Annotated in this window: 15 protein-coding genes; 7 read left to right on the top strand and 8 right to left on the bottom strand. The window is 65.7% G+C overall.

The features are described 5' to 3' along the window. The first annotated feature begins 74 nt into the window (after window positions 1-74). Window positions 75-1,409 (top strand): NAD(P)/FAD-dependent oxidoreductase, encoded by a 1,335-nt coding sequence (locus LJ725_RS14770; protein WP_230551411.1) that lies wholly within the window; start codon window positions 75-77, stop codon window positions 1,407-1,409. A 164-nt stretch (window positions 1,410-1,573) separates the two neighbouring features. On the opposite strand, the gene LJ725_RS14775 is transcribed toward LJ725_RS14770, so the two are convergent. Then, window positions 1,574-3,175 carry an ABC transporter substrate-binding protein gene (locus LJ725_RS14775; RefSeq protein ID WP_230551412.1) on the bottom strand — a complete coding sequence of 534 codons (1,602 nt, stop codon included), beginning with the start codon at window positions 3,173-3,175 and terminating at the stop codon, window positions 1,574-1,576. A gap of 178 nt (window positions 3,176-3,353) precedes the next feature. Between LJ725_RS14775 and katG the strand changes: the two genes are divergently transcribed. Beyond that, window positions 3,354-5,525: a catalase/peroxidase HPI gene (gene katG / locus LJ725_RS14780; RefSeq protein WP_230551413.1), complete on the top strand. Its 2,172-nt coding sequence runs from the start codon at window positions 3,354-3,356 to the stop codon at window positions 5,523-5,525. A gap of 180 nt (window positions 5,526-5,705) precedes the next feature. Here the strand turns inward: katG and LJ725_RS14785 are convergent, their stop codons facing one another. Genes LJ725_RS14785 through cobT form a run of 3 tightly spaced genes read right to left on the bottom strand, consistent with a single transcriptional unit; the run spans window position 5,706 to window position 9,481 of the window. Further along, window positions 5,706-7,943 (bottom strand): hypothetical protein, encoded by a 2,238-nt coding sequence (locus tag LJ725_RS14785; protein ID WP_230551414.1) that lies wholly within the window; start codon window positions 7,941-7,943, stop codon window positions 5,706-5,708. 58 nt (window positions 7,944-8,001) lie between these two features. After that, window positions 8,002-8,466: a nuclear transport factor 2 family protein gene (locus LJ725_RS14790; RefSeq protein ID WP_230551415.1), complete on the bottom strand. Its 465-nt coding sequence runs from the start codon at window positions 8,464-8,466 to the stop codon at window positions 8,002-8,004. Continuing rightward, on the bottom strand, window positions 8,459-9,481 hold the full coding sequence (gene cobT / locus LJ725_RS14795; RefSeq protein WP_230551416.1) for a nicotinate-nucleotide--dimethylbenzimidazole phosphoribosyltransferase: 1,023 nt from the start codon (window positions 9,479-9,481) through the stop codon (window positions 8,459-8,461). The genes LJ725_RS14790 and cobT overlap by 8 nt, the downstream gene beginning before the upstream one ends. A 54-nt stretch (window positions 9,482-9,535) precedes the next feature. Here cobT and cobS point away from each other — a divergent pair, with 54 nt between their 5' ends. The 5 genes from cobS to LJ725_RS14820 all read left to right on the top strand — a co-directional run bounded on the left by cobS (window position 9,536) and on the right by LJ725_RS14820 (window position 13,273). Beyond that, window positions 9,536-10,363, top strand: coding sequence for an adenosylcobinamide-GDP ribazoletransferase (gene cobS / locus LJ725_RS14800; protein ID WP_230551417.1), 828 nt, complete (start codon window positions 9,536-9,538; stop codon window positions 10,361-10,363). A 35-nt stretch (window positions 10,364-10,398) separates the two neighbouring features. Beyond that, window positions 10,399-11,067 carry a histidine phosphatase family protein gene (locus LJ725_RS14805; RefSeq protein ID WP_230551418.1) on the top strand — a complete coding sequence of 223 codons (669 nt, stop codon included), beginning with the start codon at window positions 10,399-10,401 and terminating at the stop codon, window positions 11,065-11,067. After that, window positions 11,064-11,909 (top strand): class I SAM-dependent methyltransferase, encoded by an 846-nt coding sequence (locus tag LJ725_RS14810; RefSeq protein WP_230551419.1) that lies wholly within the window; start codon window positions 11,064-11,066, stop codon window positions 11,907-11,909. The genes LJ725_RS14805 and LJ725_RS14810 overlap by 4 nt, the downstream gene beginning before the upstream one ends. Continuing rightward, the gene (cobU, locus tag LJ725_RS14815; RefSeq protein WP_230551420.1) at window positions 11,909-12,478 is read left to right on the top strand and encodes a bifunctional adenosylcobinamide kinase/adenosylcobinamide-phosphate guanylyltransferase; all 570 of its coding nucleotides are present in this window, start codon (window positions 11,909-11,911) and stop codon (window positions 12,476-12,478) included. Before LJ725_RS14810 ends, cobU begins: the two co-directional genes overlap by 1 nt. Before the next feature lie 108 nt (window positions 12,479-12,586). After that, window positions 12,587-13,273 carry a lipid-binding SYLF domain-containing protein gene (locus LJ725_RS14820; protein ID WP_230551421.1) on the top strand — a complete coding sequence of 229 codons (687 nt, stop codon included), beginning with the start codon at window positions 12,587-12,589 and terminating at the stop codon, window positions 13,271-13,273. A 42-nt stretch (window positions 13,274-13,315) separates the two neighbouring features. Here the strand turns inward: LJ725_RS14820 and LJ725_RS14825 are convergent, their stop codons facing one another. From LJ725_RS14825 to LJ725_RS14840, 4 genes are all read right to left on the bottom strand, one after another. Beyond that, window positions 13,316-13,975 carry a CoA transferase subunit B gene (locus tag LJ725_RS14825; protein WP_230551422.1) on the bottom strand — a complete coding sequence of 220 codons (660 nt, stop codon included), beginning with the start codon at window positions 13,973-13,975 and terminating at the stop codon, window positions 13,316-13,318. 10 nt (window positions 13,976-13,985) lie between these two features. Continuing rightward, complete coding sequence (locus LJ725_RS14830) at window positions 13,986-14,687, bottom strand: CoA transferase subunit A (protein WP_230551423.1); 702 nt, start codon at window positions 14,685-14,687, stop codon at window positions 13,986-13,988. 78 nt (window positions 14,688-14,765) lie between these two features. Then, entirely contained in the window at window positions 14,766-15,575 is an 810-nt protein-coding gene (locus LJ725_RS14835; protein ID WP_230551424.1) for an enoyl-CoA hydratase/isomerase family protein, read from the bottom strand. 4 nt (window positions 15,576-15,579) lie between these two features. Then, window positions 15,580-16,470: a DMT family transporter gene (locus LJ725_RS14840; RefSeq protein WP_230551425.1), complete on the bottom strand. Its 891-nt coding sequence runs from the start codon at window positions 16,468-16,470 to the stop codon at window positions 15,580-15,582. Window positions 16,471-16,480 lie beyond the last annotated feature (10 nt).

Genomic DNA, 16,480 nt, shown 5'->3' on the forward strand with positions numbered 1-16,480 from the left:
AAGTGTAGTGAAACCCTCATCCTGAGGAGCGGTCCAAAGGACCGCGTCTCGAAGGATGGGCCAAGGAGCTGGTGATGGCTGACAGCGTCTTCCACAAGGATTTCAAGGCGACGCCCTGGTGGTGGGAATGGTGGCATCCCTCCAACGAGCTGAGCCAGGACCCGCCGCTCAAGACCGACGTGCTGGTGGTGGGCGCGGGCTATGGCGGCCTGTCGACGGCGCTGGAACTGGGGCGCTCGGGCGTCGAGGTGACCGTGCTGGAGCGCGGCGATTTCGGTGTCGGCGCCTCGACGCGCAACGGCGGCGGCGTCAGCGGCGGCACGACCATGGGCAAGGGCTTCTCCGGCAAGGGCGTCGGTGGCGACCCGGAGGCCTGGAAGAAGGTGATGGCGCGCATGCTGAGCGACGCTGCCGATTCGCTCACGCAGGTCGAGACCGTGATCCAGCGCGAGGGCATCGAGTGCTACTGGCGCATGAACGGCCGCTTCAGCGGCGCCTACACACCGCGCCATTTCGCCGAGCAGCAGGCCAAGGTCGCGACCTACAACGAGAAGGCGGCGCTTGGCACCTACATGGTCCCGCGCGAGCGCCAGCGCGAGGAGATCGCGTCGGACTATTACTATGGCGGCATGGTCGTGGAACGCACCGGCCAGCTCCATCCCGCACTCTACTATGGCGGCCTGCTGAAGGCGGCGCATCGTGCCGGCGCCCGGCTCTGCGCCAACTGCGACGCGGAAAAGATCGAGCGCAAGTCGGGCGGCGGCTTCCGCGTGCTGACCAGCAAGGGCCCGATCGAGGCGCGCGAGGTGGTGATCGCCACCAATGGCTACACGACCGAACTGACGCCGACCCTGCGCCGCAAGCTGGTGCCCGTGGCCAGCCACATCATCGCCACCGAGGAGCTGCCCGAGGATCTGGTGCAGAGCCTGATCCCGAAGAACCGCGTCGTCTCCGACACCAAGCGGGTGCTCTGCTACTACCGGCAATCGCCGGACAACAAGCGTGTGATCTTCGGCGGCCGCGCCCGCTTCACCCAGGTGACGCCGGAAGTCAGCGCGCCGGTGCTGCATGGCTACATGCTGGAGCGCTGGCCGCAGCTCAAGGGCGTGAAGGTGACCCACGCCTGGACCGGCAACGTTGCCTTCGCTTTCGACTTCCTGCCGCACATGGGCGTGGAGCAGGGCATGCACTACCTGATGGCGTGCAACGGCTCGGGCGTCGCGATGATGTCCTATCTCGGCTACCAGACCGCGCGGAAGATCGCCGGCGGCTCGAACGCGCCGGTCAACGCCTTCGACGGCCAGGATTTCCCGACCGTGCCCTTCTACAACGGCAATCCCGAATGGGTGCTGCCCTTCGTCGGCGCCTGGTACCGCACCCGCGACTGGTGGGACCGGGTGAGGGCATAAGGCCGCCTGAACAAATAAGCCTCACCCTGAGGAGCACCGCGTAGCGGTGCGTCTCGAAGGGTCGGCACGAGCACCGCGCCTGTGCCCATCCTTCGAGACGGTCGCTGCGCGACCTCCTCAGGATGAGGCCAAGTGTTGCGAGATGCTCGTGGAGTCCCGCGTTCCTACTTCATCGTGATCGGCGAGAAGTCCTGGAACCAGTTCTGGGCCTGCACGAAGCCCGTCACCTTGGGCGACAGGGCGCGCGGCGCCACGTCGTGGGTCACGAACAGGAACAGCGCGTCGTCGACGATCTTCTCGTGCACCTTCTTCAGCGCCTCGTCCTGCGCCTTCGAATCGAAGGTCGTGCGCGCCTTCTCCAGCAGCGCGTCCATGCCGGGGTCCTGGTAGAAGCCCCAGTTGGTGCCGTTGGGCGCCACCAGCTTCGAATCGAGATGGCGGATGAAGGCGGTGAACGGGTCCTGGATGAAGTAGCTGAAGTTCAGCGCACTGGCGCCCTTGGCGAGATCGGACTTCGCACCGGCCCGCCACAGGTTGATCAGCGTGTTCCACTCGGCGACCTCGAACTCGATCTTGATTCCGACGTCGGCGAGGTTCTGCTGGATGTACTCGTTCATCGGCAGCGGCAGCATCTGGCCCGACCCCGAACTCGAGATCAGCACCTTGGCAGTCACCGGCTTGGCCTTGCTGAAGCCCGCTTCGGCCAGCAGCTTCTTCGCCGCTTCCGGATCGTACTTCACGTCGAAGCTCGGATTGCCGAACCACTGGCTGCCCGGCGTGAGGAAGCCCTTGGCCGGAATCATCATGCCTTTCAGCAGCACCTTCAGCCCCTCGCGGTCGACGGCGAGGTTGGCCGCCTTGCGCACGCGGATGTCCTTCCACGGCGAGCCGTCGGCGAAGGAGAGGTGCCAGGTCCAGTTGTGCGGATAGGCGTTGCTGATGATCTTGAACCCGGCCTTCTCCAGGCTCGGCACGGCGTCGGGCGAGGGCGCCTCGATCCAGTCGACCTGGCCCGACCGCAGCGCCGCCGTGCGGGTCGCGGGCTCGGGGATCGGCAGCAGGACCATCTTGTCGAGCTTCGGGATCCGGGCCTTGTCCCAGTACTCCTTGTTCGGCGACAGCTCGGCGCGGGTCTGCGGCTGGAAGGCCGTCACCGTCCACGGGCCGGTGCCCGACGGCGTCTGCGCGAACTTGTTCCAGTCCTTGCCGACCTTCTCCCACTGCGCCGGGCTCGACATCATGACCCAGGAAATCTGGTAGGGCAGGAAGGCATCGGGCGTCTTGGTCCGGACCTCGACCGTCCTGTCGTCGATCACCTTGTAGGAGGCGACGGCGGGAATGCGCGAGCGGCCCTGCGCGGCCTGCTTCGGGTCGAACTGCGGGGACTTGTCGTTCAGCAGCTTTTCCAGGTTCCAGACGACGGCGTCGGCCTTGAACTCGCTGCCGTCGTGGAACTTCACGCCTTCGCGCAGGGTGAAGGTCCAGCGGGTCGGATCGGCCTCGTCGACCTTCCAGGACGTGGCGAGGCCGGGCACCAGCACCGAGGCCTTGTCGGCCGACGACAGGTCCCAGTTGATGAGGCCGTCATAGACCGTATAGCCCATGAACCGCATGCCCTCGCCGCCCTGGTCGGTCTGGCCGGTGGTGAGCGGGATGTCCGAGGCCGTCATGCCGATACGGAGCGTGCCCTGCGCCAGCACCGGGGTCGCGGCCAGCGATGCCAGCAGCGCGACGGTCCCCAGAACGGCTTTGTTGCGGAAGATCATGGCGAAGGTCCCTGTTTCCTTGTGGTCGTTGTCTCCGCAGACGCCAGAACCATGCCAAAGGATAGGTAGCGCCCCCCTGCCGAGCGTTCGAAAGTGCCTCCGTTCGACAAAGAACGTGACTTTTAATTTAGAATCGTTCTAAATTGAGCCGGCTCAGCCAGAACACGAGGGATGGACGATGACGACCGAGAGCAAGTGCCCTTTCAGCGGCGCCCCCAAGGGACCTTCGAACCGCGACTGGTGGCCCAACCAGCTCGACCTGCAGGTGCTGCACCAGCATTCCCCGCTGTCCAACCCGATGGGCGAGGCCTTCGACTACGCCAAGGCGTTCAAGAGCCTCGACCTCGATGCCGTCATTGCCGACCTGCGCGCCCTGATGACCGATTCGCAGGATTGGTGGCCGGCCGATTTCGGCCATTACGGCCCGTTCTTCATCCGCATGGCCTGGCACAGCGCCGGCACCTATCGCGTCGGTGACGGGCGCGGCGGCGCCGGCGGCGGCCAGCAGCGTTTCGCGCCGCTGAACTCGTGGCCCGACAACGTCAATCTCGACAAGGCGCGCCGCCTGCTCTGGCCGATCAAGCAGAAGTACGGCGCGAAGATCTCCTGGGCCGACCTGCTGATCCTCACCGGCAACGTCGCGCTGGAATCGATGGGCTTCAAGACCTTCGGCTTCGGCGGCGGCCGCGCCGACACCTGGGAGCCCGAGCAGGACATCTACTGGGGCCCCGAGGGCAAGTGGCTGGCCGACGAGCGCTACAGCGGCGACCGCCAGCTCGAAGGCTCGCTGGGCGCCGTGCAGATGGGACTGATCTACGTCAATCCCGAGGGTCCCAACGGCAACCCCGATCCGGTCGCGGCGGCCCGCGACATCCGCGAGACCTTCGCGCGCATGGCGATGGACGACGAGGAGACGGTGGCGCTGATCGCCGGCGGCCACACCTTCGGGAAGACCCATGGCGCCGGCGACGCCGCCCTGGTCGGGCCGGAGCCGGAAGCCGCGCCGATCGAGCAGCAGGGCTTCGGCTGGAAGAGCGGCTACGCGTCGGGCAAGGGCCACGACGCCATCTCCTCCGGCCTCGAAGTCACCTGGACGACGACGCCCACGAAGTGGAGCAACAACTACTTCGAGAGCCTGTTCGGCAACGAATGGGAGCTGACGAAGAGTCCGGCCGGCGCGCACCAGTGGACCGCCAAGGGAGGCCAGGCGGTCGTGCCCGACGCATTCGATCCCTCGAAGCGTCACCTGCCAACGATGCTCACCACCGATCTCTCGCTGCGCTTCGATCCGGCCTACGAGAAGATCTCGCGCCGCTTCCTCGCGAACCCCGACCAGTTCGCCGATGCCTTCGCGCGGGCCTGGTTCAAGCTCACGCATCGCGACATGGGCCCGATCGCCCGCTATCTCGGCCCGCTGGTGCCGAAGGAGCACCTGATCTGGCAGGACCCGATTCCTGCCGTCGACCATCCGCTGGTCGGCGAGGCCGAGATCGAGTCGCTGAAGGCGAAGCTGCTGGCCTCGGGCCTCACCGTGTCGCAGCTCGTGACGACGGCCTGGGCCTCGGCCGCGACCTTCCGCGGCGCCGACAAGCGCGGCGGCGCCAACGGCGCGCGCATCCGTCTCGCGCCCCAGAAGGACTGGGCCGTCAACCAGCCGGCCGAACTCGCCACCGTGCTGGCGATGCTCGAAGCGGTGCAGAAGGAGTTCAACGCCTCCGCCGCGGGCGGCAAGAAGGTCTCGCTGGCCGACCTGATCGTGCTGGGCGGCGTTGCCGCGATCGAAAAGGCGGCGAAGGAAGCCGGCCATGACGTGAAGGTCCCCTTCACGCCGGGTCGCATGGACGCCTCGCAGGAACAGACCGACGTGCATTCGTTCGAACCGCTGGAGCCGACCGCCGACGGCTTCCGCAACTTCGTCGGCACCAAGATGCCGCAATCGCCGGAGGAGCGCCTGGTCGACCACGCCCAGCGCCTCACCCTGACCGCGCCCGAGATGACGGTGCTCGTGGGCGGTCTGCGCATGCTGGGCGCCAACACGGGCAAGTCGAAGCATGGCGTCTTCACCTCGAAGACCGGGACGCTCAGCAACGACTTCTTCGTGAACCTGCTCGACATGGCGACCGAGTGGAAGCCCGCCGCCGAGGAGGGTGTCTACGAGGGCCGCGACCGCAAGAGCGGTGCGGTGAAGTGGACGGCCACGCGCGTCGACTTGATCTTCGGCTCGCACAGCCAGCTCCGCGCCCTGGCCGAGGTCTATGCCCAGTCCGACGCGAAGGAGAAGTTCGTGAACGACTTCGTCGCCGCCTGGACCAAAGTCATGAACCTCGACCGCTTCGACCTCCACGCCTGATCCGCGTCACCTGAAAACCGAAAGCCCGCCCGGTGAAAGCCGTGGCGGGCCTTTCATATCCGTCGTCCCGAGCGAAGCCGCCGGCAGGGCGGCGCACTCAAGGGACCTCTTTCCGACAAGACGCGGCGTGCGTCGGGAAAGAGGAGTGGGGGAATGGGAAGGATGTCGGTCATCCTGCGTCTACTGAAGATCAATAAGCCGCTTTTTCTGCCTCTGAGCTTCTGTGTCGAGTTCCTTGTAGTCACCACGTATCAGTAGTGGCGCAATAACCATCTGGGTCGTTACGTTGGATATCTGCCTGTTCGAATTGTATTCGACGCAAACGACAAGAGTTGATGGCGCTTCAAAAGTCAGGCAGCTGATCATGCCTTGCCGCTCTATTTCCGCGGCATGCGGATGACTGCCCTCCCGGCAAATCCAGATTTGAAGTGGCGGCTCGCTGTTGAATCCGATTCTTCGGACTGGGTGGAGTTTCAACGATTCGCTAAGTGTCAGCAGTTGTGTTTCTAGGTGCTTTCGGCCCTCGTCGCCGTAGTTGCGCAAGTGGGCGTCGGCGCGTAACCAGCCCTTGGGGTGTATCCGGTTGAGCGCATCGAGAAGTGCTTGCAATTCGACAGGGTATACCTGACGCGGCGGCGGACGAGTTTGCCAGTCTTCACGTTCAAAATGTCGATCAACTACATCGCTGAAAGACGCTGTCGTGACCATAGATGCGGTTTCGAGCATGTCAGTGAGGTTCTGATCGAAGCGGTTTTTGGTAATGTAGGCACCTAGATGGTCAAGTTCATCGAAAATGTGAGCTTGAACTATGCCGGCGATAGCTTGGCGTACTTCTAGGTAATGGAATAGCTCACCCGCGGTTGGTAAAAATCTACGAAGCACAAAGAGGTCGTCGACTGACATTGAGATGAACGGATGAACCCCAAGCAGAGGCTTAACTTCCGGGAGGGCTTTGCACATTGATGAAAATGGAGTGAACGACTCGATCGTCAATCCAATAGGCAGAATAAGTCTGAAGGACTCTCTTTTAAGTAGTGCGACCTGCTCATGCTGCCCGTTGACTAGCCGAAACAGCGCGACTTCTCGTGCGCTCGAAAGATACTCCAGGAAGCGTCGACATTGGTTAAATGCCTCGACGACCAAGCTCTGGATCGTTCGCACATGCACCTGATAGTTGGTCGCGGGCGAATGCATGGCCATCACGCCGCCTTTTGACTCGATCACGAGCAGGACGTCGTCAACTACGCCAACGAGATCCGTTTCAACCCATTCTCCCGTCTCTGGATCCTTGAAGTAGACTTCTTCAAAAAAAGTCGCTTGCGAAAGTTGATCTTTGAGGATCTTGGGAAAAGATCGCTCAACTAGTTTCGATTGGCTTCGGGCCCAAGTGTCGCGATACGCAGGAAGGCGCTTGAGTAATGCCCATTGTATTGCGCGATAAGCTGAATCTCGAACAAATTGCGGATCTGTCGCGTAGTAATCTGCTCCGAGTCTAATTAACGGCCGCACGCGCGCGGGCAGTCGCCTAAAAGGGGTGCCTTTGTATGGGCCGTCGGCAAAGAAACTCTGCTCTTCACCAAATTCGTACGAGAGGTCAGCCAAGAGAAGACTTGGCAGCTGAGTCTTTTTTGAGAGGTTGCAGATCCCACCCATGAATACATCTGCCCAAGCTTCTGTCATCTTGGTGTCAAATTCTGGATCTTGCGATCTCAGTTCGGCAATTGCCTCTTCTTTGGATAGATTTCTTGTGGCGCTCAATGACTGGTGCTTGGCGAAGTTATCCTGCATCGCAAGCGTGGCGTTGCTAAATCCAACGCGTAGCGAGTCAGAGATGGTTTGAATGCCTAAAGCTATTGCATGAGAGTCGGTGCCGTATGCTTGTTGCAATGCGTCATCATGTGGCGCCAATACAAACTCAAAGAACTCCTTCTCAAGAACCTGATAGCGATGGCCGCGAATTATGAGCCACGAGGTTTTCGCCTGAAATTCGACAGTTCGCGATTCGGTGCCAAACTCTGCGCTTGCGCTTGTGACGCTGCTAGCCATCGCATGCATCATTGCGGTGTTAGCCATGCTTGAGCAGCAGATAAGAAGCTCCTTAGCTTTTGATTCGTCCAGCTTTTTTGTTGGGTAATGGCCTGGGGTCGTGCTCCATACCGCATGCATATATTCCAGCGTATGCTGAAATTGTCTTGTGAGGTCCGAGTCGCTCGGTTGTTCTTCGATATCCCTGCTTTCCTTTAGTCGTCTAACGGCGAATTGTGCCCAGACATATCCTAAGAGCTCGATTGGTGGTTGAGCGATGATCAGCTCTCGGATCTTCAACGCAAGTGCTTCGATTTCGGCTCGTGTCTTCTCAGATTCTGCGAGAGCCTGTTCGGTCGATAAAGTGGGCGGCGGGTTGTCGGTTTGCGTCATTGCAAGAGCGTGAGCGGTTGTTTGAGATACCTTGCCGTGCTTCGGCGATTACGGGCAGTCAAATGAGCCGCGTCGCCTGACTGACCGCCAACTGCCAGCCATCCTTCGCCGTCACGTACACGCACACCCAGCGGAAATCGTAGGTCTTCTGTTCCTTCACGTTCAGGATCGGGCTCTTGCCGGTCACGACCACGGTCGGGCCGGTGAAGACACGGAAGCTGAGGTCGGTGGCAGGGGCGGCTTCGATCAGGGGTTCGCCGGCCATGGCGGCGACCAGGCGGGCGTCCTTGTTGTCGATCTTCCCCGAGCCGTGCGTGTGGGTGAAGCTGTCGGCGTAGAGCGGGCGAAGGGCGGCGAAGTCCTTCGCGAGCACGGCCTTCGCGAGCTTCACGCGAAAGTCGGTCACTTCCTCGATGAACTTCTTCGCCTCCGCCGAATCGGGTTGGCGCGGCGGATGGGCGAGGGCGGCTTCAGGGGCCATCGCGAGGAGCGGGAGCGCTCCGAGCAGGGTGCGTCTACGCATTCCTCGAGGATACGCCGGCTTCGGCGAAGGTCGCCATGCCGTTGTGACAGGCGGTGGCGGCCTTGAGCAGCGGCACGGCGAGCGCGGCGGCCGAGGCTTCGCCGAGGCGCATGTCGAGGTCGAGCAGCGGCCGCAGGCCGATCTCCTTGAGCAGCCGGTCATGGCCGGGTTCGGCCGAGCGGTGCGCCACCAGGCAGTGGTCGAGCGCGCGGCGGTCCACCGCGTAGAGCACCGCGGCGGCGGCGGTGCAGGCATAGCCGTCGAGCAGCACCGGGATGCGGCCCATGCGGGCGGCGACGATGGCGCCAGTCAGGGCCGCGAACTCCTCGCCGCCGACCGCGGCCAGCAGTTCGAGCGGATCGCGGCGCGCGATCGCCTCCTTGTGGAAGCCGAGCGCCTCGTCGATCACCGCGATCTTGTGCGCCATCGCCTTGCCGGTGACGCCGGTGCCCGGTCCCGCCCAGTCGGCGCCGGTGCCGCCGAACAGCGCGGCGCACAGCGTGGCGGCGGTCGTGGTGTTGGCGATGCCCATTTCACCGAGGCACATCACGTCGATGCCGGGCTCGGCCGCCATCATGCCGTAGGCCATGGCGTTGGCGGCGCGCGTCTCGTCCATCGCCGGTCCTTGCGTGAAGTCGGCGGTGGGATGGTCGAGGTCGAGTTCGTAGATGCGCAGGTCGGCATCGATCATGGCGGCCAGCTGGTTGATCGCGGCGCCGCCGTTCAGGAAGTTCTTCACCATCTGCTGGGTGACTTCGGGCGGATAGGCCGAGACGCCGCGCGCGGCGACGCCATGGGTGCCGGCGAACACCGCGATGCGCGGCCGCTCGATGCGCGGCTGGGCGCGCCCCTGCCAGCAGGCCAGCCATTCGGCGATCTCCTCCAGCCGGCCGAGCGAGCCCTGCGGCTTGGTCAGCTGGGCCTGGCGGCGCACCACCTCGGTCTGGGCGGTGAGATCGGGTCCCGGCAGTTCGCGCAGGATCCGGCGCATTTCGTCGAAGGAGGCAGCCGACATTGTTCGTCCGGGGGCATTCTGGAAGGGGCCGGACCATCCTATATTCAGCGGACCATGACCAGTCCCAACGAGCCCTCCCCGCCACCCTTCGGAGGCGGCGGCGCCAACCGCCCCACCTCGTTCGACGAATGGCTGCAGGCCTTCAAGGAGCAGATGACCTTCTTCACCGGGCTGAAGCTCGATGTCGGCCTGCCGCGCTGGCAACTGGCCGACGTGCTGCCGGTCCTGCCCTTGGTCGGCGCGGCGATCGGCCTGGCCTCGGGTCTGGTCTTCGCCATCGTGCGCGGCATCGCCGGGCCGGGCTGGCTGGCGGCGGTGCTGGCGGTCGGTGCGGCAGTGATCCTGACGCGCGCCCTGCATGAAGACGGGCTGGCGGACACCGCCGACGGGCTGGGGCCGCACGGGCTCGAGCCGGCGCGGCGGCTCGAGATCATGCGCGACAGCCGCAACGGCACCTTCGGCGTGCTGGCGCTGGCGCTCGGGGTGCTGGTCAAGGTCGCCTGCCTGGCGCAGTTCGGCGGCGCCACCGGCCTCGTCGTGCTGATCTCGGCGCATGCGCTGTCGCGCGCCGTGCTGGCCTATCCGCTGCTGGCCTTCTCGCCCGTCCATGGCGACGGGCAGGGCGCACGGGCCGGCAAGCCGACCGACAACGATGTCTGGCTGGCCATCGGCGTCGGCGCCGGCCTCGCCTTCCTGCTGATGCTGGGCAAGGGCCTGTTCGTGGCCCTCCTGGCGCCACTCGCCGTCATGGCCGCGGCCTGGTACGCCACGCACTGGATCGCCAGGCGGCTGGGCGGCTACACCGGCGACACGCTGGGCGCCGTCCAGCAGACCGCCGAGATCGTCTTCCTCGTGGTGGCGGCGCTGTTCATCGGCCGCTAAGAAGGCCTCCGCTTCAAAGGGATCGGAGGACGAGCATGGCGACGGGCGCCAAGATCACGGGTGCGGTCACGCGGTGGTGGTGGGTGCGGCATGCCGTGGTCCCCAATCCGGAGCGGCGCTGCTACGGCCAGTCCGACATGGACTGCGACGTGAGCAACGAGGAACTGTTCCGTCACCAGGCGAAGCTGCTGCCCAAGGGCGCGGTCTGGTACGCCTCCAACCTGCTGCGCGCGCGCAAGACCGCCGAGCATCTCGCCAAGGCCGGCGCCGAGATGGACAAGCTCCACATCGATCCCGATCTCGCCGAGCAGCATTTCGGCAACTGGCAGGGTCTCACCTATGTCGAGATCGCCGAGAACCATGCCGACAACCATCTCTTCTGGCTGGGGCCGCCGGAATTCCGGCCCGAGGGCGGCGAGAGCTTCGTCGACCTGCGCGATCGCACGGTGCGCAGCATCGACCGGCTGACCGCCGAGCACAAAGGCCGCGACATCGTGGCGACGGCGCATGGCGGCACGATCCGCGCGGCGCTGGCGCACGCCTTCAACCTGCATCCCGAGGCGGCGGTCCGCTTCGAGATCGACAATGTGTCGATCACCATGATCGAGCATTTCGAGCAGGCCAATCCGGAGCACGCCTGGCGCGTGGCTTTCGTGAACTACATGCCGCGCGCGCTCAGCTTCGCCCGGGGCGGGCCTGCGTGACGGTGCCGGGCAAGAGCCTCGCGGAACTGGCGGCCGACCAGGCCGCCCATTGGAAGGGCGCCGGCGGCCGGAGCTGGCTGGCCTCGATCGAACGGATCGAGCGCAGCATCGCGGGCTTCAGCGCCGCGGCGCTGGCGGCGGCCGACGTGCGTCCGGGCGAGACCGTCATCGACGTGGGATGCGGCCTCGGCGGGACGACGGCGGTCCTGGCGGAGAAAGCGGGCTCCGTCCTCGGCGTCGACATCTCCGACCTGCTGATCGAGGGCGCACGGGCGAAGCGGATCGCGCGTGCCGACTTCCGGGTCGCCGATGCCGCGACCCATCCGTTCGAGCCGGCGTCCGCCGACCTCGTCTTCTCGCGCTTCGGCGTCATGTTCTTCGCCGATCCGGTGGCGGCGTTCGGCAACCTGCGGCAGGCCCTGAAGCCATCGGGACGGCTGGTGTTCCTGTGCTGGCGGACGGCGGCGGAGAATCCCTGGAGCCTCGCGCCGGTGCGCGTCGCCGCGCCCTTCCTGCCGCCGCTGCCGAGACCCGGGCCGGAAGAGCCCGGGCAATTTTCCTTCGGCGACCGGACGCGGGTCGAGCGCATCCTCACGCAGGCGGGATTCGGATCGCTGTCGCTCGAGCCGCTCGACCAGCCCATATTCATGGGCGCGTCGATCGACGAGATCGTCGAGGGGGCCGGCCGCTTCGGACCGCTGGCGCGCGCCTTCGCCGACGCCACGCCCGAGCAGGCCAAGAAGGCGAAGGCCGCAATCGCCGAAAGCCTGGCGCCGCACGTGCAGCCTGATGGCATCCATCTGCCCGGCGCCTGCTGGCTGGTGAGCGGGCGGGCGGTCTGATGGAACACATCCCGACCTTCCCGCTGCCGCCGGTGAGCCTCGTCCTGGGCGGCGCACGCTCGGGCAAGAGCACCCATGCCGAGCGGCTGGTCGCCGGCACGCTGCATGGTGCCGCGCCCAGCCCGGCGGTCTACATTGCCACCGCCGAGGCGGGCGACGTCGAGATGGCCACCCGCATCATGGCGCACCGCGCCCGCCGCGGCGTCGGCTGGACGACCATCGAGGAGCCGCTGAAGCTCAGCGAGGCGCTGGAGAAGGCGGTTTCGTACGGCCAGCCGGTGCTGGTCGACTGCCTGACCCTGTGGCTGTCGAACCTCATGCATGCCGGCGAGGACGTCGACCAGGCGACCGACGAACTGGTGCAGTCACTGGATGATCACAACCAGCCGGTGGTGTTCGTGAGCAACGAACTGGGCCTCGGACTGGTGCCCGAGACGCCGCTCGGCCGCTCCTTCCGGGACGCGATGGGCCGCATGAACATGCGGATTGCCGAGCGTTCCGACCGGGTCGTCTTCATGGCCGCCGGCCTGCCGCTCTTGATGAAGGACCGCCCGGCGCCGCGGCGCTGACCGGCCCAATTGCGCCGGGCCAAGGCGGCGCGAAACGTGGTATGGTTCAGCCCTTGTGACCATCCAGGCGCTTCCCCGGCGTCGGTCGCCAGCCATACGGAGCACAAAATGAAGCTCGATCGCCGAACCGTCCTTACGGGGACTGCGGCCGCGTTCGCCGCGCCGTTTCTAACCTCGATGCCGGCCCGTGCCGACGCAAAGCGCCAGTCGCTGGTCGATTCGTGCCTCGCCACGGCGCGCAAGATTCTGGGCGGCCCCGACTTTCCCGACGCCGCCAAGCAGATGTCCACGGCGCGCGGCGTCCTGATCATCCCCGAGCTGGTGCAGGGCGGCTTCATCTTCGGCGCCGCCGGCGGCCGCGGCGTCCTGCTGGGCCGCAGCTCGCCGAACAACTGGAGCTATCCGGCCTTCTACGGCATGGGCTCCGGCAGCGTCGGCCTGCAGGTCGGCGGCAAGGTCTCCGAGATCGTGTTCATCATCCGGACCGAGAAGGGCCTGCAGGCGGTCATCGATCACAAGTTCAAGTTCGGCGCCGAGGCGGGCGTGACCATGGTCGCGGTCGGCATCGGCCTCGAGGGCGCCTCGACGGCGGCCGGCGGCGCCGACATCGTGGCCTTCGCCAACTCGCAGGGCCTGTTCGCCGGCGCCTCGATCGAGGGCTCCTACATCGACGCCGACAACGACTGGAACGCGCTCTACTACGGCGGCGGCGCGACCGCGAAGGGCGTCATCCTCGACCGCCGCTTCACCAATCCGGGTGCGGAGCCGCTGCGGCAATACCTGTCGAAGTGGTAACTCTCATTCCTCCCCCGTCTTACAGGGGAGAAAAGTAGATGACTAAGCGACTTTCAGGTCCGCGGCGATCGAGAGCTTGGCCTTCGTCTTGGCCTTCACCTCGTCGACGGTGACGCCGTCGGCGAGCTGGATCAGCGTCACGCCGCCATTGCCCTTCTTGTCGACGGTGAAGACGCCCAGCTCCGAGATCACCATGTCGACCACGCGTCGGCCGGTGAGCGGCAGGGTGCATTCGCTGAGCAGCTTGGAGGCGCCGTCCTTGGAGACATGCTCCATGGTGACGATCACGCGCTTCACGCCCGCGACCAGATCCATCGCGCCGCCCATGCCCTTCACCATCTTGCCCGGGATCATCCAGTTGGCGAGATCGCCGTTCTCCGCCACTTCCATGGCGCCGAGGATGGAGAGATCGATATGGCCGCCGCGGATCATCGCGAAGCTGTCGGCTGAGCTGAAGTAGGACGTGCCCTTCACCTCGGTCACGGTCTGCTTGCCGGCATTGATGATGTCGGCATCGACTTCGTTGTCGTAGGGGAAGGGGCCGACGCCCAGCATGCCGTTCTCGCTCTGCAGCGTGATGTCGACATCCTCAGGGACATAGTTCGACACCAGCGTCGGGATGCCGATGCCGAGGTTCACGTAGAAGCCGTCTTCCAGTTCCTTGGCGGCGCGTGCCGCCATCTGATCGCGGGTCCAGGCCATCGTTCTCTCCTCAAGCCTTGCGGATTGTGCGCTGTTCGATCTGCTTCTCGTAGGGCGCACCGCAGAAGATGCGCTTCACGAAGACCGCCGGCGTATGGATGTGATCAGGATCGAGTTCGCCGACCGGCACCAGTTCCTCGACCTCGGCGACGCACATCTTCGCGGCGGTCGCCATCATCGGATTGAAGTTCCGCGCGGCCTTCCGGTAGATCAGGTTGCCGGCCGTGTCGCCCTTCCAGGCCTTCACTAGCGCGATGTCGCCGAACAGGCCGCGCTCCATGACATATTCCTCGCCGTCGAAGACCTTGGTCTCCTTGCCCTCGGCCACCAGCGTGCCGACGCCGGTCTTCGTATAGAAGGCCGGGATGCCGGCACCGCCGGCGCGGCAGCGTTCGGCCAGGGTGCCCTGCGGGTTGAACTCGAGCTCCAGCTTGCCGTCGAGGTACAGCTTGGCGAAGGTCTTGTTCTCGCCGACGTACGAGCTGATCATCTTCTTCACCTGCCCGGTCTCCAGCAGCAGGCCGAGGCCCGCGCCGTCGATGCCGGCATTGTTCGACACGCAGGTGAGGCCCTTCACGCCGGAATCGCGCACCGCGCGGATCAGCTTGTCGGGGATGCCGACCAGACCGAAGCCGCCGCACATCAGCATCAGATCGTCGCGCAGCAGGCCGTCGAGGGCCGACTTCGCATCCTTGTAGACCTTGTTCGCCATCGCTGTGTTCCGTCCTCGCGTCCCCCCATTCACTCAGGGGGCTTTGGGCATATGGAAGGCCGGGCGCTTGCCTGTCAATCAGTCGCGAATCGTGCGCGTTCCGGCGACGAACTCGCCCATCAGGCGGTGCCCGTCGTCGCTCACCGCGAGATCCATGAACAGGGTCCGCTCCTGGGCGAGGCCCTGTGACAAAGGCGTTTCAGCCGCCGACCGGACCAGCCGCTTGATGTGCGCGACGGCCCGCGGCGGTTGCGCCGCCAGCCGCCGGGCCATCGTCAGGGCGTGATCCAGCACCGGCCCGTCCACCGCCGCATGGACCATGCCGAGGGAAGCGGCCTCGTCGGGCGACACCGTGCGGCCCATCAGCGACAGTTCGAGGGCGCGGGCCTCGCCGACCAGCCGGGCGAGCCGCTGCGTGCCGCCGGCCCCGGCCAGGATGCCGATGTTGATCTCGGGCTGGCCGAGCCAGTATGGCCCGCGCTCGGCGAGACGGATGTCGCAGGCCATGCAGAACTCGAAGCCGCCGCCCATGGCGGTGCCGTTGATGGCGGCGATGACCGGCTTGGGCGCCGCTTCGAGCCGCGCCAGGATCCTGTGGTAGCCGCTCTCGGGCGAGAGCCGGTCGAGCGAGAAGCTTGCCCCCTTGGCGCGCAATTTCTCCGACAGCGCCAGCAGCTCGGAGACATCGTAGTGCTCGATGAACACGCCCTTCAGCGCGCCGGTGAAGACCAGCACGCGCACCGACTCGTCGCCCAGCAGCCCGTCGACCGCCGCGTCGAGCTCGCCGACCATCGCGGCATTCATGTAGCCCTTGGGCGGATTGTTGAAGCGCACGATGGCGATTGTTGCGGCGCCGGCTTCGCGCCGTTCGATCTCGATGAGGGACATGGGCTCAATTGTTCCTGTCCAGGATCACGATGGCAATTCCCGCGATCACCAGCGCGGTGCCGATCGCCAGCGGCCAGGTGATGGGTTCGCCGACCAGCACGACCGAACTCGCGATGCCGAGCAGCGGCACGCCCAGCATGCCGAGCGAGCCGGTGACCGGCGGCAGGGCGCGCGCCACCGAGACGGCGGCCCAGGTCGCCGTCGGGCCGGCCAGCACGCCGAGATAGAGCAGGGAGATCCAGAGCGAGGGCTGGCCGAAATCGAGATGGCCCGCCGGTTCGAGTGCGAACGCGAGCAGCCAGAGCAGCACGGTCGCGACACCCATCTGCCACGGCAATACATCGAGCGGCGACATGCGCCACGAATGCCGGCGCGCATGCAGGATGGCCAGCGCCCAGGTGAAACCGGCGGCCAGCAGCCAGGCATGGCCCAGCAGCACGGTGCGATCGGCCCAGTCGAAGCGCAGCGGCTCGACCAGCACGACGATCCCGGCGACGCCCAGCGCCGCGCCGAGGAAGCCGCGCCGGCCGACCTTCTCGCCCACCATCCAGGAAAGCGGCACCATCCAGAGCATGGTCGTGTAGGCCAGCACCGAGGAGCGGCCCGGTGGCACGATCTGCACGCCGAGATTGGCGAAGGCGAAGAAGCAGGTGAGCTGGAATGCGCCGACCGAGAGGATGATCGGCCAGTCGGCGCGACCGGGCCAGGCCAGCCGCTTCAGCGCCGCGACCAGCACGAATGCCGTCGCGGCCGACAGGGTGGCACGCGCCGCGGCCAGCCAGAGCGGCGTGCCGGCACCGAGGCCGATCCTGATCACCGGCCAGGCAAGGCCGAACAGCACGACGACGAGGCCGAGCTGCAGCCAAGCCACGCGCGAGCGTCGCGCGTCGCTCATGGAGTTTTCT

It is taken from the genome of Reyranella aquatilis, assembly GCF_020880995.1.
In the GTDB taxonomy this organism is placed as follows: Bacteria; Pseudomonadota; Alphaproteobacteria; order Reyranellales; family Reyranellaceae; genus Reyranella; species Reyranella aquatilis.